At 44.2% G+C, this 20,047-nt stretch carries 23 protein-coding genes, 1 rRNA gene and 1 riboswitch; of the genes, 12 read left to right on the top strand and 12 right to left on the bottom strand.

Going from position 1 to position 20,047, the window contains the following annotated elements; translation table 11 throughout:
- A 16S ribosomal RNA gene (locus tag IQQ51_RS10980) occupies nt 1-196 on the bottom strand; the annotation flags it as partial.
- 604 nt (nt 197-800) lie between these two features.
- Nucleotides 801-1,325 carry a DUF3087 family protein gene (locus IQQ51_RS10975; RefSeq protein ID WP_193841071.1) on the bottom strand — a complete coding sequence of 175 codons (525 nt, stop codon included), beginning with the start codon at nt 1,323-1,325 and terminating at the stop codon, nt 801-803.
- 255 nt (nt 1,326-1,580) lie between these two features.
- Here IQQ51_RS10975 and trmY point away from each other — a divergent pair, with 255 nt between their 5' ends.
- Complete coding sequence (gene trmY, locus IQQ51_RS10970; RefSeq protein ID WP_017061702.1) at nt 1,581-2,180, top strand: tRNA (pseudouridine(54)-N(1))-methyltransferase TrmY; 600 nt, start codon at nt 1,581-1,583, stop codon at nt 2,178-2,180.
- A 104-nt stretch (nt 2,181-2,284) separates the two neighbouring features.
- Here the strand turns inward: trmY and IQQ51_RS10965 are convergent, their stop codons facing one another.
- Complete coding sequence (locus tag IQQ51_RS10965; RefSeq protein WP_059018304.1) at nt 2,285-2,587, bottom strand: hypothetical protein; 303 nt, start codon at nt 2,585-2,587, stop codon at nt 2,285-2,287.
- Nucleotides 2,588-2,969: 382 nt separating this feature from the next.
- On the opposite strand from IQQ51_RS10965, the gene IQQ51_RS10960 reads away from it, so the two are divergent.
- Nucleotides 2,970-4,172 (top strand): hypothetical protein, encoded by a 1,203-nt coding sequence (locus IQQ51_RS10960; protein WP_193841070.1) that lies wholly within the window; start codon nt 2,970-2,972, stop codon nt 4,170-4,172.
- Nucleotides 4,173-4,278: 106 nt separating this feature from the next.
- Here IQQ51_RS10960 and IQQ51_RS10955 read toward each other — a convergent pair whose 3' ends face one another.
- Nucleotides 4,279-5,379, bottom strand: a complete 1,101-nt coding sequence (locus tag IQQ51_RS10955; RefSeq protein WP_193841069.1) for a permease — start codon at nt 5,377-5,379, stop codon at nt 4,279-4,281.
- 232 nt (nt 5,380-5,611) lie between these two features.
- Between IQQ51_RS10955 and IQQ51_RS10950 the strand changes: the two genes are divergently transcribed.
- A complete protein-coding gene (locus tag IQQ51_RS10950) occupies nt 5,612-5,908 on the top strand; it encodes an ArsR/SmtB family transcription factor (RefSeq protein WP_004733042.1) in 297 nt (98 codons plus the stop codon).
- Nucleotides 5,892-6,491, top strand: coding sequence for an RNA polymerase sigma factor SigZ (gene sigZ / locus IQQ51_RS10945; protein ID WP_193841068.1), 600 nt, complete (start codon nt 5,892-5,894; stop codon nt 6,489-6,491). The genes IQQ51_RS10950 and sigZ overlap by 17 nt, the downstream gene beginning before the upstream one ends.
- Nucleotides 6,492-6,628: 137 nt before the next feature.
- Here sigZ and IQQ51_RS10940 read toward each other — a convergent pair whose 3' ends face one another.
- Both IQQ51_RS10940 and IQQ51_RS27865 read right to left on the bottom strand, forming a co-directional pair.
- A complete protein-coding gene (locus IQQ51_RS10940; RefSeq protein ID WP_017065874.1) occupies nt 6,629-7,243 on the bottom strand; it encodes a YitT family protein in 615 nt (204 codons plus the stop codon).
- A gap of 460 nt (nt 7,244-7,703) precedes the next feature.
- Entirely contained in the window at nt 7,704-7,853 is a 150-nt protein-coding gene (locus tag IQQ51_RS27865; RefSeq protein WP_193841067.1) for a hypothetical protein, read from the bottom strand.
- Between the two features lie 29 nt (nt 7,854-7,882).
- Here IQQ51_RS27865 and IQQ51_RS10930 point away from each other — a divergent pair, with 29 nt between their 5' ends.
- From IQQ51_RS10930 to IQQ51_RS10920, 3 genes are all read left to right on the top strand, one after another.
- A complete protein-coding gene (locus tag IQQ51_RS10930; protein WP_048611602.1) occupies nt 7,883-9,094 on the top strand; it encodes an MFS transporter in 1,212 nt (403 codons plus the stop codon).
- A gap of 224 nt (nt 9,095-9,318) precedes the next feature.
- Nucleotides 9,319-10,044 carry a sulfite exporter TauE/SafE family protein gene (locus IQQ51_RS10925; protein ID WP_193841066.1) on the top strand — a complete coding sequence of 242 codons (726 nt, stop codon included), beginning with the start codon at nt 9,319-9,321 and terminating at the stop codon, nt 10,042-10,044.
- Between the two features lie 79 nt (nt 10,045-10,123).
- The gene (locus IQQ51_RS10920) at nt 10,124-10,486 is read left to right on the top strand and encodes an MmcQ/YjbR family DNA-binding protein (protein WP_193841065.1); all 363 of its coding nucleotides are present in this window, start codon (nt 10,124-10,126) and stop codon (nt 10,484-10,486) included.
- A gap of 85 nt (nt 10,487-10,571) precedes the next feature.
- Here the strand turns inward: IQQ51_RS10920 and IQQ51_RS10915 are convergent, their stop codons facing one another.
- Nucleotides 10,572-11,315 (bottom strand): phosphatase PAP2 family protein, encoded by a 744-nt coding sequence (locus IQQ51_RS10915; protein ID WP_193841064.1) that lies wholly within the window; start codon nt 11,313-11,315, stop codon nt 10,572-10,574.
- Between the two features lie 373 nt (nt 11,316-11,688).
- Nucleotides 11,689-11,839: riboswitch (FMN riboswitch) on the top strand.
- A 186-nt stretch (nt 11,840-12,025) separates the two neighbouring features.
- On the opposite strand from IQQ51_RS10915, the gene ribB reads away from it, so the two are divergent.
- Together ribB and IQQ51_RS10905 are read left to right on the top strand one after the other, a co-directional pair.
- A complete protein-coding gene (gene ribB, locus IQQ51_RS10910; protein ID WP_017054827.1) occupies nt 12,026-12,682 on the top strand; it encodes a 3,4-dihydroxy-2-butanone-4-phosphate synthase in 657 nt (218 codons plus the stop codon).
- Between the two features lie 338 nt (nt 12,683-13,020).
- Nucleotides 13,021-13,869, top strand: coding sequence for a hypothetical protein (locus IQQ51_RS10905; RefSeq protein WP_193841063.1), 849 nt, complete (start codon nt 13,021-13,023; stop codon nt 13,867-13,869).
- Between the two features lie 124 nt (nt 13,870-13,993).
- Here IQQ51_RS10905 and IQQ51_RS10900 read toward each other — a convergent pair whose 3' ends face one another.
- Entirely contained in the window at nt 13,994-14,890 is an 897-nt protein-coding gene (locus IQQ51_RS10900; protein ID WP_193841062.1) for a LysR family transcriptional regulator, read from the bottom strand.
- A 154-nt stretch (nt 14,891-15,044) separates the two neighbouring features.
- Here IQQ51_RS10900 and IQQ51_RS10895 point away from each other — a divergent pair, with 154 nt between their 5' ends.
- Nucleotides 15,045-15,683, top strand: coding sequence for an NAD(P)-dependent oxidoreductase (locus IQQ51_RS10895; protein WP_193841061.1), 639 nt, complete (start codon nt 15,045-15,047; stop codon nt 15,681-15,683).
- 77 nt (nt 15,684-15,760) lie between these two features.
- Here the strand turns inward: IQQ51_RS10895 and IQQ51_RS10890 are convergent, their stop codons facing one another.
- Both IQQ51_RS10890 and IQQ51_RS10885 read right to left on the bottom strand, forming a co-directional pair.
- The gene (locus IQQ51_RS10890; protein ID WP_193841060.1) at nt 15,761-16,414 is read right to left on the bottom strand and encodes a cupin domain-containing protein; all 654 of its coding nucleotides are present in this window, start codon (nt 16,412-16,414) and stop codon (nt 15,761-15,763) included.
- A 134-nt stretch (nt 16,415-16,548) separates the two neighbouring features.
- Nucleotides 16,549-17,316 (bottom strand): SDR family NAD(P)-dependent oxidoreductase, encoded by a 768-nt coding sequence (locus tag IQQ51_RS10885; protein ID WP_193841059.1) that lies wholly within the window; start codon nt 17,314-17,316, stop codon nt 16,549-16,551.
- A 105-nt stretch (nt 17,317-17,421) separates the two neighbouring features.
- Here IQQ51_RS10885 and IQQ51_RS10880 point away from each other — a divergent pair, with 105 nt between their 5' ends.
- On the top strand, nt 17,422-17,760 hold the full coding sequence (locus tag IQQ51_RS10880) for a winged helix-turn-helix transcriptional regulator (RefSeq protein ID WP_004741127.1): 339 nt from the start codon (nt 17,422-17,424) through the stop codon (nt 17,758-17,760).
- A gap of 47 nt (nt 17,761-17,807) precedes the next feature.
- Here the strand turns inward: IQQ51_RS10880 and IQQ51_RS10875 are convergent, their stop codons facing one another.
- Nucleotides 17,808-18,713 carry a LysR family transcriptional regulator gene (locus IQQ51_RS10875; protein WP_193841058.1) on the bottom strand — a complete coding sequence of 302 codons (906 nt, stop codon included), beginning with the start codon at nt 18,711-18,713 and terminating at the stop codon, nt 17,808-17,810.
- Between the two features lie 210 nt (nt 18,714-18,923).
- Between IQQ51_RS10875 and IQQ51_RS10870 the strand changes: the two genes are divergently transcribed.
- Nucleotides 18,924-19,643: an SDR family oxidoreductase gene (locus tag IQQ51_RS10870; RefSeq protein ID WP_008216572.1), complete on the top strand. Its 720-nt coding sequence runs from the start codon at nt 18,924-18,926 to the stop codon at nt 19,641-19,643.
- A 107-nt stretch (nt 19,644-19,750) separates the two neighbouring features.
- Here IQQ51_RS10870 and IQQ51_RS26955 read toward each other — a convergent pair.
- The coding region (locus tag IQQ51_RS26955) for a choice-of-anchor I domain-containing protein (RefSeq protein WP_416222608.1) at nt 19,751-20,047 on the bottom strand (297 nt) is incomplete at its 5' end.

The following is a 20,047-nucleotide window of genomic DNA, read 5'->3' as shown; positions in this document are numbered from 1 at the left end:
GGCATTATGCGGTATTAGCCATCGTTTCCAATGGTTATCCCCCACATCAAGGCAATTTCCTAGGCATTACTCACCCGTCCGCCGCTCGACGCCCATTAGCGCACCCGAAGGATTGTTAATGTCGTTTCCGCTCGACTTGCATGTGTTAGGCCTGCCGCCAGCGTTCAATCTGAGCCATGATCAAACTCTTCAATTTAAAGTTTTGATTACCTAAATTAATAGGTGTGACTCAACGAATACTGACTTCAAAACTAATATTTACCGCTCTTTCGAAAAAGAACAGAAACATGTAATTCTAAAGCTATTACCATTCCAACAGAATGATAATGAATTGACTGTGCCAAATAACCCCTCTCTATAAAGAAAGTAATTATTCGTATTGGTCACTCAGTTCATTGAAATCAATTTTGATTCCGAAGAATCTGTTTTATCTAACGATAAAACGTTTTGATATTCATCAACGAGTGCCCACACAGATTGATAGGTTTAAATTGTTAAAGAGCTTTGCTTATCGAAACTTTCTTTTTACAAAGAAACCCTTGAAAGCGGACGTGAATTCTAGCGATTTAATCTTAAGTGTCAAACACTTTTTAAAATTAATTTGTTTCGAACTTTCCGTCTTACTGATTACCGCTGAAGCCTTGTGGCGTCTGCCGTGTCAGTGAGGCGGCATTATAGAGAACATCGAAAACATGGCAACCCCTTTTTTGATAAAAATTCAAAAAAGTTGCTTAAGTGTCTACTTTTACGTCAAAAGCCTCTTTCACAGGTCAAAGCTCATACAATTACAGGCATATCACTTAAAATTTCGCGACTAGATCTTTCGAAAATGCCTCTATATCTAGTGCAATACTCCATTTATCACTCAGTTCTACGATGTTATCTAGCGACTGCTGAACCGTTTTTATTGTCAAAGTATTGTTGTCTAGGTCGTATACCTGTTTTTGCGTAGTGTAATAGAAGTAAAGAATGGTCAGCGCGTCTCGGTCGCCTTGTTCCGCTTTTGGCTGAATGCGCTTGAGCTTACGATAGATTTGATTGTGGATTTGTTTCAGGTTCCAAACATAAAGCGCTTCTTTGAAATACTCATGCCCTTTCACTCGGCTTGCGATAAACGCATTCAAAGCGACAGATAAGATCACCCCAAGTACGTTCAAATGAAAGTTCCCTGTCGATTCACCAGTAATTGAAGTCGCCGAGCCAAACAATTCAATCAGAATGGTGCCGAATACGATGGCAAACAATGCAAGTGACCCAACTAATGACACCAACAACAGGTTCATCTTCTTTCTATATTCTTCTTTATTGATCTTTTGTAACTTCATCGAGTACTTCCTTCTGCAAGCCACCTAATAATTTGCGCATACTATCTATGTAAACATTGGTTCGCTTCAACCCTTACCGTCTTGTAATGTGGTCATTCTCTATTTAATACTCAAAGTTCGCGGGTTGGTGCTAAGTGCAACTCCATTTGACTTCATTAATAGAAAAGAGTTACATACCGCCACAATTTTGGTTATTCATCAATTCATGTTGATAAAGTCCGTTTCGCTTTATCACATACTGACAAGGTACATTCCATGCGTTCATTTGTATTACGCGCTCGCGCAGCCCCTACAGAGAGCAAACTTATCTTAGAAGGTGTTGGGCAAGACGCTCATACTGAGATTCTGGCTCATACTCTTATGAACACGATCTTCGTCGCTCAATCTCATCGTGAGAATGTCACCGTGCACCTTGTATTAGAAAGTACTAAAGACTTCTCACGTACGATCACTTTCGATTCAAATGAAATCACCAACATTGGCGGCTTTCATGAATCGGCATTGTTATCAGCGGTAGTAAGAGCGGTTGATGCTTCTCAAGGTATGACCAAAGAGCAGACTCGTCAGGTTGAACCGGGGATCGTCGTTCGCACTATGAGCTTTGAAAAATTAGTGAAAGAACTGGCTGAAGACCACCAGCTATACATGATGGATAAGAAGGGTGACTTTATCCGTGATGCAGAGATTGCTGAAAACCCATGTTTCCTTCTGACTGACCACATCCCTATGCCGAAGAAAAGCTACAACAGCTTAAAGCGCTTAGGAACAGAAAAGATCAGCTTAGGCCCGAACATGCTGTTTGCTTCTCAGTGTGTTGTGTTGATCAATAATGAGCTGGATATTCGCGGTTTCTAGCCCGATGAGACACCGACATAATTAGCAAAGCCCGGTTATTCGCGGGCTTTTGATTTTTGGGTTACCGATATTTGCTTTGCTCAACTTATTGCAAACTTGCCTCGTCACATTAGGTCTCGCATTAACGTCTCATACTGCTCAGACACCAACACCACCAAGTGATTAAGTTCTTTTGCATCTTCCTCTGCCAGTAAAAGTTGCCAATCCGTCTGTTGACCACTTTCATCTCGCCCAAGCACTTTGATGTTCCCTTGTTCAGTCTCAAACGATAAATGACTAAAATCCGTATCGTGGTGTTCATGAGACTCTAAAATTTCAAACTCTAGATTCCCTGTTGGCTTTACCTGAATGTGTGCATGAAAATGCTGCTGATTCTGTAATTCATACTCCCTGTGTATTGCGAACATACTCCCTCCTATCAACCTTAATCTAAGCTCGAAAGCGATCTGCTATAAATTACCTGCTCCTTAGGTTGTAACCCTTAGACAGCACGTATCTATCCAAAGTGTAGGCATTAGATTTTGGCGCTAGAGCAAAATCAGCCTGCTGTTTGATACTAGACAAAATAACGATGAGTATTGTGACACTTAGATTGATATTTCTTGACGGTCGTAACCCATCTCAACATCTCCAAAAAACCACAAAGCATGCAATTTATAAAACTTGCGCTTCGTTCCATTTCTGGCCGTTGTTGGTCTGACCTTTACCAATTAATGGAGATTCCGCTCCAAGCTTATGATTCTACAGTTATACTTCCGATAATTTCGGTGAATCATTTTAAGGGAATATATGTCAATTTTTACCGTATTCTTCTGTGGCACAGGATCAAACTCAGAAGACAACAATCATAAAAACTACGTGTCAGGTGAGTTGATTTCTACGTTAGCGAAGAATACGACTGGCAGAGACATGATTGACTACATTCAAGTGGATGGCGTTGGCAGTGGGAATCAAAACGAATGGTTGAAGCAAGGCAAAGATGACACGTACTCCGGAGTTAAAGGAACGTTGCTAGGCAAAGGTATCGACAGCAACATGCGCCATGTGCTGAATATCTTGCGCGGGAGCCAACAAGATAAGAACGACTACATGAAGCGAGCCAAAGGGCTGCTTAGTGAGACTCGCCCAGAAAAGTCAGCTTGGCCTTTCGCAACCAACCAAAAATATCAGGATTGGTTGAAAGACTCACAAGCACTGGCAGCCGATCTAAAACAAGGTATCGCGGCTCGCCAACAGAACATAGCGATTGAACGCCAAACCAAGCCCATTAGCCAAGTTAACATCGTAGGTTGGAGCCGTGGTGGTGTGAGTTGCTTTGAATTGGCGAACCGAATGCTCAAAGATCCCAAGCTTAGCCATATTCCCGTCAACATCTTTGCGTGTGACCCTGTGCCCGGCGGAATGAACGCATTCAAGGATTACAAATTACTGGGCAAAAACGTCAAACAGATCGTGTGTGTTTTTGCTGAAGACGAACGTTCATTGGCTTTCAAGGCGAGAATGCCTCGCTTATCCCCTTCTACTCAATATTACACCACCTACATGCCCGGCCGACACGGCACTTTGGTAGGGAATGCGAATACTTCCGGCGGAAGCAAAGGCGCGGGATTACTTACCGGCCCAGGACTGGTGACAAGAGATTTCATGGAAAAGGTATTAACCGGTTGGGGCACGCAGCTTAAACCAAGTACGACATTGAACTTCTCTCGACAACGCATTATCGAACTGTACGAGCAAATGCGCAGTCATGAAGAGTATTTCAATAAAATGCACGGTATGACTTACACGGCTAAGAACCGACTACTATGGACGAGCAAAGATAGAATCGGCCAGCAGAGAGAACGTCGTTATGGTATTCCGATGTATCGTTTTCAGTTTCCCGGCATAACCAACAACTACGGCGATGCGATTAATCGTCACCACTGCGATGTGTTAGCTACCAACGCTTTCGCTGCACACGGTACTTCTGCCGCGCTACCAAACCCAGTCTGATATTCCTATTTGATAAGCAGTTAAACAAAAAAAGAGCTCAACTAAGTGAGCTCTTTTTATTATCTATCTCTTGGTATCTGAGGTGTTATCCCAGAATCAAGCCTGATTAACCAAAGATGAAGCTGTATAGGAAGCCTGCGCCCATCGCCATGCTTAGGATTACGAATAGGAATGCCGCAATCATTTGGTTCTTGAAGATTGATTTAAGCAGGATAACTTCCGTCAAACTTGCACCTGCACTACCAATGATCAATGCCATAACTGAACCCAACGCCATGCCTTTCTGTACTAGAGCTGCACTTAGTGGGATTACCGCTTCAGCACGAATGTACAGTGGAATACCAATCACGGCTGCTACTGGAATTGCATACCACATACCTTCACCTGCGTACTGTGCAATTAGGTCTGTAGGAATGAAGCCGTAGATGAATGAACCAATCGCGATACCCATCATTAGGTAAGGGAAAACTTGTTTGAAGTCTTTCCAAGTTGAGAACCAAATTCTCATCCAACGGCTAGGTTCTTTCTTCTCTACGATTTCAGCTGTTGCGCTTCCATCCGCTGAACAGCATGAAACCGTTACTTGTGGCTGTTCTTTTTTAGAGTCGCAGCAAGATGTCTCTTTCGCCATTACGGGTGCAGGTTCGCCACATGCACTTGTACCACATGAAGACTCCGCTTTAGCCGGTGCTGCTTTCTTAGGAGCAGAATCACCACAGCTAGTGCCACAGCTTGAAGCTGAACCTGTTGATTCATACGCTTCAGGTTTTACGTAACGCTCAAAGCCAAGCTTCTCAAGTGCGTAACCAGCCACTACAGATACCGTCATTGCTACAAGGAAGTAGAACACAGCAACTTGCCAACCGAAGGTAATCACAAACAAACCAATGATCACTGGGTTCAATAGTGGGCTACCGAACAGGAACACCATCATTGGACCGAAACCCGCTCTTGCACGCAGCAATCCTTTTAGGAAAGGAATGGTCGAACATGAACAGAAAGGTGTAATTGCACCCAATAGTGCAGCAACCACATACCCCTTACCATTACGTGAGCTCAGGATAGATTGAATCTTTTCTGGTGTAAGGAACTCTTGAAGAATCCCAACAATGTAGCTGATTGCTAAGAAAAGGATAATTAGCTCTACTGCTAAGAAAGCGAACATATCAAGTGCGTCTTTTAGCATTGTTAACATTTCATTGCTCATAATTAACTCCAAACTGGATTGAAGGTCGGGCTCTATGAGAAAGTAACCAACCCTTAATTTCGAATATTCTCGAATTATAGAAATAAACAGCTTCAGATCAAGCTTTATTTCGATAAAAATCGAAATGATTTTCGAAAACACAGTTTTTCAATGACTTATACAGACACCGTTTTTAAATTTGAATTCGACATTCATTTCGACTAACATCGAAATTAAATCTTGAGGAGTTAATATGAACTTAGAAGTCGTTGCGAAAGCACTTAAAGAGTTGGGGCACCCTATTCGCCTAACCATTTATAAGAGTGTCGTTAAAGCTGGCTACCAAGGCATTGCAGTTGGCGGCCTACAAGAAGAGCTAGGCATTCCCGGTTCTACCTTGTCTCACCACATATCAAGCTTGGCGTCGGCTGGCCTAATTAGCCAAAGACGAGAAGGAAGAACTCTATTCTGCGTGGCGGAGTATGAGTGCCTAGAAGGTGTGATTGATTTCTTACAAGACGAGTGTTGCGTAAATGAACAGTGCAATTGATGCACCTTTGAACAGGGCACCTTTGAAGCTCGAACAAGTCTGGGCCGAGTATCAGCAAGCATTAAAGTCATTCCTACATTCAAAGGTCAACAGCTCTGCGGATGTAGACGACTTGCTCCAAGATATCTTGATTAAGACCTATCAGAACTTAGATAAGGTACAAGATGCGAGCAGTGTTAAGGCTTGGCTGTTCCAGTTAGCCAACAACACCATTATCGACTTCTACCGTAAGCATGCACGCCAACAACGTGATAGCCAAATTGATGCTGAAGATCTGTGGTTTACCGATTTAGACCACGACTCTGAATTTAAGCAGAAGCTTTCATTGTGTATTGAACCTTTTATTCAGGCACTGCCAGAACAAAGTTCATCGCTACTGCTTGCGGTCGACATCAAAGGTCAAAGCCAAAAAGAGATCGCAGAAGCGCAGAACGTCAGCTACTCAACGGTAAAATCTCGCGTGCAAAAAAGCCGTGCTGATCTTAAGAACCTGTTTGAAGAGTGTTGTAACTTGTCCCTTGATCAACAAGGCAATGTGATTGATTGCGAGCTTAAGCCGAACGCCAGCTGCGGCAAGTGTTAATCGTTACATCGAATCCGTTATTTCTATAGAACAAAGCCAGCAATTGATGCTGGCTTTGTTGTTTTCATAATCTGCAAATCACGCTTTGTTTAAGCGAATCGAGTGCTTAAGCGAACCTAATGCTTGATCGAACCGAACTATGCTGCTTCCGCTTTTACCACAGGTTGATAGCGCCCCGGTTTATGATTCATCGCTAGAATCAAGTTGGTGACTATCGCACCAAGCACAGACAGAAGAACCAATGACACATCAACAATGAACAGAGAAAGCACAACAATCGTGCAGTCTAGTGCCATCTGAACCTTACCCGCTCGAATCCCAAAACGTTCTTGTAAGAACAACGCCAGAATGTTGAAGCCACCTAAGCTCATCTTGTGACGGAAAATCACCAGCATGCCGGTACCAATCAAGCCACCACCAAGTAAAGCTGCATACAATGCATGAATTTCGGCAATTTGAATCACGTGATACAAGTGATCCACAGCGAACGAAACAATCGAAACAGCGATAAACGTATTGATGGTGAAGCGCCAGCCCATACGAGCAACCGACAAAATATAGAAAGGTAAGTTAAGTGCGAAGAATACTTGGCCAAAGCTCAAATCTGTTACTTTGGTAATGAAGATCGCTAGACCAGCCGTGCCTCCGGTGAGCAAACCGACTTGGTTGAAAAAGATAACGCCGAGTGAAACCAGTGCGCTACCTAAGATCAGTGCCAGTAAGTTTTCGCGAAGGTTATGATCTTTATCCATGTGAATGACTCTCCCTGAATCTTTTAACATCGCGTTTCAGTAGTCTTGAAACGATTTATGCCCAAATTTACGATGTTTGGCAGATAAGTCGAGTGAACGAGCAATGTTGCTTAGTGATTAGTTTGTATATTAGTTTTTACAGCTTTGTGAAAACTGCTATTAAACATATAGTTATAAACCTGAATTTAGGCTTTCATTCTTAATTAGATAGTTGTTTGTATTAACCAACGAGCTTCAAGTTTTCTTATTTATTGAACACGTTTTGTCCCAATTCCAATCAAGCGATAATCTATGCATAAAACGCATAGACTACATCACAAATGGTCATTTGATACATAACCTACTCATCACTATGATGCGCGACTTCTTACAACATTGAGCGCATGTCAACACCGTATGTTTTCACAATCTCTTTTTGCCCAATTGGCCAGAATGACGCTATTTCTCGTCATTAGTTTGGTTATTGTGCATCACAGTCAGCCATTGATTGATCTCCTGGCTCAGCATGCCGTGAGCAGTGGCTGCCACCAGCAGTCAGCGCATGAGCATTCTGGGCACGAACATCACCATGAGATGACTGACCAACACATGTCAGCGCAAGACCACTCACATCACCACCATTAATTTAAGAGTATTAGAATGAGCATTTTCCGTTTTCCTTTACTGGTATGGCTTGGGATAGGCACACTTATTATCAGTCTAGGGATCAGACAATCATTCGGCATTTTCATGATGCCAATTTCAGAGCATTTCGGTACAGGTCGCGAGTTTTTCAGCTTTGCGATTGCGCTACAAAACCTATTGTTCGGCGTGTTCCAACCTTTTGTTGGTATGGCCGCTGACAAATGGGGAGCAAGACGCATCATTATCGCTGGTGCATGTGCTTACGGTTTGGGTTTACTTCTTACCTCAATTTCTACCGAATCGAGCATGCTTTACGTTTCATTGGGAGCACTCGTTGGCCTTGGCTTAAGTGCGACAAGTTATGTGATCGTGCTTGGCGCAGTAGCGAAAGTGGTACCGGCAGAACACGCGGCTAAAGCGTTTGGCTTAACCACGGCTGCAGGTTCATTTGGTATGTTTGCGGTGATTCCGGGCGCACAATACATGCTGAACGAGTTTGATTGGCAAAGTGCGATGCAAGTGTTTGGCGTACTGTGTTGTTTGATGATCTCTTTTGCGCTGTTCATGCGAGCGCCTAAAGCAGCCTCAAACAAACAAGCGCAAGCTGAAGAGAACCAAACACTCAAAGAAGCACTGTCTGAAGCGTTTGCTCACAAAGGTTACTGGTTGATTCACGCGGGCTTCTTCGTGTGCGGTTTCCACGTAATGTTTATCGCAACACACTTACCGAGCTATTTAGCAGACAAAGACCTACCCGCTAGCAGCGCGGCGATGGCACTGGCTTACGTTGGCATCTTCAACATCTTCGGGTCTTACTTCTGGGGTGTGATGGGCGATAAGTTCAGCAAGCGTCATGTAATGTCGGCACTGTACTTAGTGCGTACCGTAGTTATCGGTGCGTTTGTCACTTTGCCTGTTACTGAGTCAACCGCGGCTATCTTCGGTGCAGCCATTGGTTTTTGTTGGTTGGGTACGGTTCCGCTAACTTCTGGCTTAGTTCGTCAGATCTTCGGTGCTCGTTACCTATCGACGTTGTACGGTTTAGTGTTCTTTACTCACCAAGTGGGTAGCTTCTTAGGCGCTTGGGTTGGCGGTCGTATTTACGATTACTACGGTTCTTACGAGCCAATCTGGTGGTCAACGGTGGTACTGGCATTTGCAGCAGCACTTATCCATTTACCAATCAATGACAAGCCGATTGAGCGACTGAAATTGGCAATGGCTTAACGTTTTATGCTGACTCCCCCACTAGCGTAAACAACAAGTCGTTCCAATAAAGCGAGTGAGTATTGAAAGGAAGCATCCTGAGATACTCACTCGCTTTTTTGTTGGTCGTTATAATAGAAATTATAACTAGCGAAACTGGCATAAAGCTCACTGAATAATAAGACTATTCTTTTGGTTTTCATTTATAGTATCCACCCGCTCCTTTAAAACTAATCCGCAGGCTTATGGAATACATAGATCAGACTGTCCTTATCGCAATGGCACTCATTTTTGTCGGCTCGTTTGTGCAAACCGCAATCGGCTTTGGTTTGGCCATTGTTGCAGCCCCACTGCTGTTTTTGGTCTCTCCAGATTATGTACCTGCGCCTATCTGTTTAATCGGTCTGTTTATCTCGTTATTCAACGCTTTTAAACATAGAGCAAATATCTCTATTGGTGGATTAAAAATCGCATTGCTGGGCCGTATTCCGGGGTCACTGGCAGGTGGTGCTTTGTTGGTGATGGTTTCAACAAGTGTGTTATCACTATGGTTGGGCTTATTGGTAGTATTTGCCGTGATTGTTAGCCTACTGCCCTTTAGACTCGAACCAACCCCAACTAAGATGGGTATTGCAGGTTTCTTTTCTGGGTTCTTTGGCACCAGCTCGGGTATTGGTGGTCCGCCGATGGCACTGCTACTGCAACACCAAGATGCCAATCAGCTTCGTGGTAACCTTTCTGCGTTTTTCGTGTTTAGTTCGATCATCTCGTTACTGGTACAGATCCCAATTGGCTTCTTCACCATGCACCATTTGATCATTACCATCCCTTTGCTGCCTGCGGCTTGGTTGGGTTATAAAGTGGCATTGATGACGACACAAAGCATCCCTAAAGAGAAGATACGCATTGGTTCATTGCTGCTATGTTCTATCAGTGGCTTTACGGCAATTTGGCAGGGTTTAGCTGGCTAGTTATTGGCGATAAAGACGGGAAGAAAAAAGACATCTTAAAAACCAAAGATCAAACAGCCAATAGATAAAAGGACGTTCTATGACTTACGATGAATTCAATGCATTCTGCGAGTCACTGCCTGCAACCAGTTATGTGATGCAGTGGATTAACTCTCACGTTTGGAAAGTGGGTGGCAAGGTGTTTGCGATTGGTGGCTGGGGACCGAAAAGTGAGCCTGCGTTTATCTTCAAGGCGTCCGATCAGAATTTCGACTTTCTCAAAGAAGAGCCGGGCTATAAACCCGCACCCTACTTTGCTTCTCGTGGCATGAAGTGGATTCAGCTTTTTGAGAGCACATCAGAAAGGGATGAGGAACTAAGATACTACCTCACTGAGTCACACCGAATTGTGTCTTTGGGGCTTACCAAAAAGAAACAAGCAGAACTCGGGCTCAATCAGTAGCCAGAATATCTGCTTGTTAAATATAGATTTATGCTCGTCTTAAAAACTTAGGCCGCTCTTAAAACCTTAAGCTTCTCTTAAAAGCTTAGGTGACTCTTAAAAATTTAGGCAATAAAGGTTCTATCTTTTGCGTTGGAATCAGTGGCACCAATAAATAAATTAAACCCGCAAAGGCGATAGACGCCGCCAAGTCTTCAGGTCGATGCATGCCAAGCCAAACACGGCTATAGGCGACACCACCAGCCCAAACTAACAAACCGCCAACTAGATAAAAGCGTTTCGCCTCTAGGAACAATCCGCCAAAGAATGCCAAACACACACCGACAAAGATCATGTGTCCAGATGGGAAAGAGTAATCCGTTTCGCCATGCCAATGACGAGTGCGCCACTCGCTGACCTTATCTTGCACAGATTCAATCGCGGCATTTTTTTCTACCAAAGGCAGCTCATAAAATAGCTCTGGCATTTCAATCACTTCCTGCGTTACCAAATACTCAGAATAAGGACGCGGGCTCTCTGTTGAATGCTTTAAGAAGGTCTTCGCTGCAAAGCTGAGCACCAACAACATACCGAGTTGCAAACAAAGGCTGACTAACTTAGCTTTAGAAAACTTCATTGTGAGCAAGACTAAAGACAAAACAGCGAGCGTGACCAAGAACCCTTGATTACCTGCCGAGTAAGTCACGAACGTCATAAAAGCACCGTAGAAAGGCAGAACCGCGCTTCCAAGGTCGAAGTCAGATCCAAAGATCAAAAAAGGCACTAGAGAATACAAGCTTAAAACGAGCAGTAATAAGCCTTTGGATTTGTTAGAGAACAGAGAAGTCATAGCTAAGATCTTTGAGATAAAGTGGTCGGATGCTATCGCAGCTTAGCATCGCCAATATCAATTTTATGTCAAAACGGTCAGTAAGCCGTCATGGTGTAACAATAATCGATTAAAGGGCCTCTTAAGTATTGAGCTGATGAACTGTCACGCCATCACCAATAATCCAGACCATCCACTTGTGTACATATAGACATCAAAACCCACTAAACATAGCCTGCGCCCGACTAAACACCACACGCTAAGGTCTGCCGATAAAGTGAACACTTACCGGATTATAAGGCCAGAATCTGAAAAACTTTGCTGTCAGTCCTTTAAATCCACTATCGAAAGGATTACCATCTGGTCTGCTTTCAAAGCAAAACAAATTATTAATTTTTATTCTCAGGGCGGGGCGAAATTCCCCACCGGCGGTATGTCTTTAGCAAAATCTAAAGATAAGCCCGCGAGCGCTCGATTCGTCGAGGTCAGCAGATCTGGTGAGATGCCAGAGCCGACGGTTATAGTCCGGATGAGAGAGAATGGAAACACACTCGTTTAAGTTGGAAAGGCGCACCTATCTATTGGGTTGATGCCTCCAACTCAGACGGGTGCATTTCGTTTTGGATAAAACCATAATGAGCTAAAGTCGACTTGTAATGAGTAGGCTTTGTTGTGCTCGGTTGAGATCCCTCATACAGCCCTGATTCTGGTGATATTTTAGGAGTTTAACCATGAATCAGTCTTCACTACTTGCCGAATTTGGCGAACCAATCACTCGCGTTGAAAACGCACTGCAAGCTCTGCGCGAAGGTCGTGGCGTACTTCTACTTGACGATGAAGATCGTGAAAACGAAGGCGACATTATCTACTCAGTAGAACACCTAACCAATGCTCAAATGGCGCTTATGATCCGCGAATGCAGCGGCATTGTGTGCTTGTGTCTAACCGACGAGCAAGCAAACCAACTTGAACTTCCACCTATGGTTGTTGATAACAACAGCGCAAACCAAACTGCGTTCACCGTCACTATCGAAGCAAAAGTTGGCGTAACAACAGGTGTTTCTGCCGCTGACCGTGTAACAACGATCAAGACAGCTGCCAACCCAACAGCTAAGCCTACTGACCTTGCTCGCCCAGGCCACGTATTCCCGTTACGCGCGCGTAAAGGTGGCGTACTTGCTCGCCGCGGCCACACAGAAGGTACTGTGGATCTTATGCAAATGGCTGGTCTTCAATCGGCAGGCGTACTATGTGAAGTAACCAACCCAGACGGCACAATGGCAAAAGCGCCAGAGATCGTTGCTTTCGGCAAACTTCACAACATGCCAGTACTGACCATTGAAGATATGGTGATGTACCGCACTGAGTTCGACCTTAAGCTTGCGTAACGTTTAGTGCTAAACGCTTAGCTCTTAAGCTAACGAAACTCAGAAATGAACATTGAAAGGCCTCACTCTTACTGCTTTTTCTAGTTAAAAGTATATAAAGGGTGAGGCCTTCTTCATTTCCTACACTGAAATCTAAGATCCATCTCATCGCCCACGACTGACCTCTCAAAAAATCCTGCAAAATATGAGAAATATTCACTCGAATGGTGAAGTCATGCACCATCATTGATCATCCATAATTACAGAAAAATCGTAAACAACTGAAATATAACACTTATTTATTTTGGCACGGCGTCTGCACTACCACTAAGTAGGTATACAAATATTAGGAGTTGAATATGTTTGTAGTTATTTCAGTGGGTTTATCCTTATTAGTACTTGCGGCCCTGTTTCATTTCTCAAGGAAGAGACAAACAGCGCTATCACACCGGTTTGAAACCTTAGTTCTGCTTAGAGAATTATTGTTGTTATCACGCAAACACCGCGCAGCAACGCATTACGCTCTAGCATATAAATTGTCTAGTGAGTCGATTCGCAAAGTGAACGAGATTTACGACAACATACTTGAAGTCTCTGAGCTGCTTCAGTCCCATGTGTCGTTTGATAGCCGCCCTATGTATCGCATCTATCACCTTAAGCTCATTGCCATGCACAGTGACTGGCAAAACCGCAGCTTGGTGCGTAACCAATCGATTCATGGCAAAACAATTCGCCATAGCATGTTCTTGATGGATGAAGTGATGATCATCTGGCTGATTCAGTCTGAGCGAGAAGACATGAGCCGTGAGTATCACATGAATTGGCAACAGATCTTAGACTGCATGGAAATCCTGACCAAGTTACGCATGTGCATACCTGATATGGAGAAGCCTGAGGAGTATGCGAGATTCAAATTCTACGCATCTCAGACACACCGTAAACTCAACCAATTATCGATTATCTGCCCTATCAGCAGTGGGTCACCCATTTGCACACGTGCGATGCATGCACTCACCGAGATCGCATCAAGTACTGAAGCGACCCAACCAGCAGATAGCATGTACGAATTAACCAGTGATATTTCTAGCGTCGTGTCGCAAGTTTACGACCAAGTATTATCCGACATTACTAGAAGCTTGTATCAGCCTTTACCAGACGTAAACGAAAAGGTGATAAATACCCGATTATCCGTACATCATTACATGTAAAGACTTCGTGAGAGGAGAGCGTGCTGGAACTCTGAATTATTGAGTTCAAATCCGATATCACCTTTGATATCGGATTTTTGTATTTATGGGTTGTAGATTTATGTGGGTAAGCATTTATGCCACTTCAAACATCCCCAGACTTGATATCGCTAGACCAAGCTTCTGCGGCAAAATCAATGAACTGACGAACAACCGGCAGCTGATAACTACGAGACAAATACACCGCCCAAAGCACACTACTCGGTGAAACAAAATCATCCAAAATTCGTTTCAATTTGCCATCCGCAATCAGTGGATTGGCTAAATCACAGGGCAATCGAACAACCCCTTTACCATGCTGTGCAGCGCGGGTTAATACCCCAACATCATTAGCTTTGATGGTGCCAGACACCTCAACCGAAAAATGCTGATTATCCTTAACGAAATCCCACTTAGAGACACTCAAATGGCGAAAACAATTGTGCTGTCGAAGCTCGTCGACTGTTTTAGGTTGACCATGTTTATCTAAATAAGCTTGCGATGCACACACCACCGAATCAATTTCCATTAGCTTACGAGCAATCAAGCTATCGTCAGGTTGATCGGTATAACGCAGCGCAATATCGATTCTGTCATCCACCAGCTGAGCAAAACGATCAGAAGCAAAAAGTTCTACCGTGATATTGGGATGAAGTTCTGTGAACTGTTCAACCACATCCAACAACATGTGCTGAGTCAAACCAATCGGAGCAGCTATGCGAATAATTCCGGAAAGAGCATCGGTTTGATTAAGCGCGGTCACTTCTAACTCCGCCGTTTCATGGAGTATTTTCTCGCAGCGCTGTAAGGCGATTTCTCCTGCCGCCGTTAGGCTAACCTTTCGAGTCGTCCTATGTAATAGCCTCTGCTTTAACCACCCTTCGATCTCTTGAACATGCCGTGAAACCTGCAACCGACTCATGTCCAAATGCTCAGCAGCTTGAGTGAAGCTGGCACAATTTGCGACTTCAACAAAGCTACGCATCGCCGTCAATCTATCCATCACACTTTTCCTTATCTACTGAACCAAGCCTATTAGATAACTATATAGATACAATCTACATCATTTTACGATATTTATCGCAGCTTAGTGAGCTATTAGACTGCAATGGCTGTCGAGAAACAGACTCAATAAATTAGATAATTGGAGAGACATTATGAAAATTGCAGTATTAGGCGCATCAGGTTGGATTGGTAGTCACATCGCTCAAGAAGCTAAAGCTCGCGGACACGAAGTCGTTGCTGTTGTAAGAGATGCAAGCCGTGTAGAAATCAGTGATGTTGAAGTTCGTTCATTTGATTTACAAGATGAAGCAGCCAGTCTAACGACTGCTTTCTCAGGCGTTGATGCGGTTATTGCTTCGATTGGCGGACGTGCTCTAGGCAATCACGACATCGTAAAAAGTACAGCAACTAAGCTGCTTGATACACTGCCAAACATTGGTATCGAACGTCTACTTTGGGTAGGTGGTGCGGGGTCATTAGAAGTAGCGCCAAACGTACCGTTGGTTACCGTTCCGGCCTTTCCAGCAGAGCATAAAAACGAAGCGCTAGCACAAGGTGAAGCGCTTGAAGTGTTCAAACAGTCTAACAGCAAGGTTAACTGGACCTTCATTAGCCCAGCAGCAGAAATCTTCCCGGGCGAGAAACTATCAACCTACCGTACAGGTGGCGATCAACTGCTCACCGACCAAGACGGCAACAGCAAAATATCCGTCAGCGATTACGCTATTGCGATGATTGATGAACTCGAAGCTGGCAAGTTCCCACGCCAACGTATTGGTGTCGCTTACTAGTCAGCTCGTATATAAAACTAAAAAAAGCCGCTTGTTCAAAACAATGCGGCTTTCTCGTCTTTATATTGAGCATTCCCTTAATCCAATGGCAGATGCCCTGTTTTCACTAAGATAACGGTCTCTTCCTCCACATAAGGGAAATGCTCGCTCATATGCGGGCTGCGCATCCATGTGTGTTTCGGATACTCGCCATGTTCATCTTTAAAGGTGCCAGAAAGTACAAATATCTCTTCACCGCCAAAGTGGCGATGCGGCTGAAAACGTTCGCCAACAGGCCACTTCACTAAAGCGACATGCTCGTGCTCGAATTCGTGCAGTGGCATCACTTGTAAGCCACCAATACCAGGTAACCATTCCGTTTCTAGCGTATTGATGCGAACTTGAGTTAAGTCTCTCGCGTCACACTGGTTGAGCTTAACCAAGATCGTACAACCATTTTTGCTTGATGGAGAATGCGCGCTGCCCGGCGGATTACGGATATAAGTACCTGCAGGGAAATCACCCGTTTCATCTGAGAACACGCCATCTAATACGAAGATCTCTTCGCCTTGTGGGTGTGGGTGCTCAGAAAACGAAGAGTCGGGATCGTATTTCACCACGCTGGTCGTGTGGCCCGATTCTTTCTCTTCTCTTTCAAGTGGCTTACGCCAAACCCCTTTAGCCGGGCTCGCGACCCAATCTAATGTCTCGGTTTCTATAACCAGTCTCTTTGAAAAGTCCATGTTGAACATAATGGCGACCTTACTCTTGTTATCGTTTTAATTATTATTGTTGTCTTTCTCGTTTCTATTCTACGCGAATACTGATCAAGGAGGCTATCTCGCTGCTATTTTGCCTGCGCGATAGCCACCTAAAATAATCCTGATTAATTACGACCAGCAATCACACCGCCATCAACATCCCAGATTGCGCCCGTTACCCAATCTGCACTGTCTGACAGTAAGAAAGAGATGCTATTAGCGATGTCTTTCGGCAAACCAACTCGACCAATCGGATGGAACGCGTTGAAGCCTTCTAGCGCTTGATCCACTTCTTCAGGTTTGATGAAAGATTCGTAAATCGGCGTTTTAACCACAGCCGGGGAAATCGCATTCACACGAATGTTATGCTCAGCCAGTTCCATTGCCATGTGTTGTGTTAATGCATGCAGGCCAGCTTTAGCCATTGAATAGGCAGAAGATGGTGTCGCTTTGATTGCTTGCTTACCCCACATAGAACCGACATTAACTACACTGCCGCCGCCATTCTTGATCATCAACTTACTTATAGCTTGAGTGATAAAGAAGGTTGCTTTATTAAGCTGCATGTACTGCTCGTAATCAGATTCTTGGTGCTCAATAAACGCTTTAGGGTTGAAGTAACCTGCAGCATTCACAAGGTAACCAATACCTTCTTCGAGCGACTCTAAATGCGCAATAAGACGAGACACACTTGCATCGTCATAAAGGTTAGCTTGCCAGCCTGAAGCGTGACCGAGCGATTGCAGCTCTGACACCGCTTTATCTAACTTAGTTGGGTTATTGCCGACCACCAATACATGAATGTTCTGAGCGACTAGCTGCTTCGCTGTTTCAAAGCCCATACCACTTGTGCCACCGATTACGACTGCAATACCATTTTTAGTGAAGTTCATTTTGTTATCTCCTAAGTCATGTGAACGTGGTAATCTTAGGCTTTGAACTAACACTATGAATAGTAAGTACAAATCGGTTAGGTAGGTACTTATTGGTACATCTTTATGAAAAATCAGGAAAACTTTTTTTCAAGAAAATCAGCACCAGAGCGCTCAGCTCGTATGGTAGAAACCATCTACGGCTGTAAATGGTCGCTAACGGTTTACCAATTACTGGCAAATGGCATTAATCGCCCTGGTGAAATGGTGCGCTCAGTAGAAGGGCTATCTACAAAGGTATTGAATGAATGTTTGAAGCGAAATGTAGAATTTGGGATTTTAGATAAGCAGATGTTCAACGAACTCCCACCAAGAGTTGAGTATCAAGTGACGCCCTTTGGTGAGAAGTTCTTACTGATTCTGGATCAACTGGAAAGTCTACAAAACGAAATCGACGAGATGTAAGCCCAAGCGAATCCACTCTATTCCAAATAATGGGCAGCGCGCACTATTTAGCTGACTGGCATTTGCTCAAAACGGCCTCTCACAAAATCAATGAAGGTTCGAATTCGGCTCGGTTGATAGCGGTCTCGATGATAGATCGCTGAAAAGTCCACTTTCGGTACCACCCACTCATCAAACACCTGCTCCAGTTGCCCATCATTGATCTCTTGCAAGCAATAGATGGTTGGAACACGAATAATTCCGTTGCCCGATTTCGCGCCTTGTACCAACACTCGGCCATTTTTACATTGCAGTCTGCCCGTCACATGCACATCGACCGTTTTCTTGGTGTCGTCTAGCGATTGAAAGCTCCACTTACGCACAGACCCCGTTAAGCAGTCATGGTGAATGAGATCTTTAGGATGGTTTGGCTTTCCTTTGCGAGCAAAATACTCAGGGCTCGCAAGTGTTCCCATCTCGATGTCCAAAAGCTTTCTCGCGATAAAGCCCGCGTCTTCTAAGCTTCCCATGCGAAAAGCGATATCGAAGGCGTCTTCAATCAAGTCGACTCGGTTACTACTGAAATCAAGGCTAATACTGATGTCTGGGTAGAGCTGCATAAACTCATTCACTAGATCCGCGATGATCACCTCACCAAGATAGCCACCGACACAGTTTACTTTTATGTCGCCGCGCACCTCTTCGACATCATCGACAGCAGCAATCAAGGCTTGGTCTATATTATCTAAGGCTTGTTCACATCTTGCGTACAGATCTTGCCCTGCGTGAGTCAGCCTCAAGGTTCGAGTGGTGCGGATAAACAGTGTTACACCCATCTGCTTTTCTAGGCTACTCACTTGGCGTGATACGTGGGAACGAGACACATCCAACTCCTCAGCCGCTTTGGTGAAATTACCTAAACGAGCGATCAGCACGAAGGAGCGAATATCAGACAGATTAATTTGATTGAGCATAGTCGCCAGCTTACTTATGAAGTTATGATATAGACGCTTTTATTGTTGCACCACAGCAACAGTGTTTCAAGTAAAGCGCTATATATCAACAATGCTATTTTCCTTAACATACCTCCATCGCAACGAAGCAAGGCAACAAGCACTTGATTCGAATGCACTTAAACAATACGTCGTAGCCAACCGACGCAATAAAAGTACAGAGGAAATAAAATGAAAAAACTAATCGTAATTACAGGTGCAAGCTCTGGTATTGGTGAAGCAATCGCTCGTCGTCTAAGCGATGAAGGTCACCCTCTGCTACTTTTAGCTCGTCGTATTGACCGCCTTGAAGCGCTGAACCTACCAAACTCTCTATCTGTGAAAGTAGACGTAACAGACAAAGCATCTTTTGATGCAGCTATCGCACAAGGTGAAGAGAAGTTTGGTCCTGTAGATGCGCTTATCAACAACGCTGGCGCAATGCTTCTTGGTCAAATCGATACTCAAGACGCACAAGAGTGGAAGACAATGTTCGATGTGAACGTGATTGGTCTTCTAAACGGCATGCAGTCTGTACTTGCTCCGATGATGGAACGCAATACAGGTACTATCATCAACATCAGCTCTATCGCGGGTAAGAAAACATTCCCAAGCCACGCAGCTTACTGTGGTACTAAGTTCGCGGTACACGCTATTTCTGAGAACGTTCGTGAAGAAGTTGCCGCTTCAAATGTTCGTGTTACCACTATCGCACCGGGTGCTGTAGAGACTGAACTTCTGTCTCACACAACATCTCAAGAGATCAAAGACGGTTACGATTCTTGGAAAGAAGACATGGGTGGCGTATTGGCAGCTGACGACATTGCTCGCGCTGTATCATTCGCTTACCAACAACCACAGAACGTATGTATCCGTGAGATTGCTCTAGCACCAACTAAGCAACAGCCATAGGTCTTTGCTATCGCTAATAAATAAGCGATGAACTAAAAAAGCGCCACTACTTATTCAGTAGTGGCGCTTTTGTTTTGATTCGAACTAATTGCTAGTAATAAGCTTGATTAAAACTCAACGCGATAAACTGATGTGCTACCACTTACTTCATTGCCGACAGCGATAAAGTGGTTACCTGAACGTGTGAAATACTTAATTGATTCAGGGCCCAAATCACCCGCTTTAGCGTTGTAAGTATCGTTGTCGCAATCACCGTCTTCATCAACCTTAGTACACACTGGTTGTGTAAAGTCTCGATTGTTCAAGTAGCTGATGAAACTTGCACTCTTAGGTTGAGTTACATCATAAACCATGATGCCACCTTGGCGCTCCAGCCCAATAAATGCATAGTGCTTGCCGTTGAT

It is taken from the genome of Vibrio sp. OPT18 (assembly GCF_015163615.1).
Lineage (GTDB): Bacteria > Pseudomonadota > Gammaproteobacteria > Enterobacterales > Vibrionaceae > Vibrio > Vibrio coralliirubri.
This window is presented reverse-complemented; position numbering and strand designations above follow the sequence as displayed.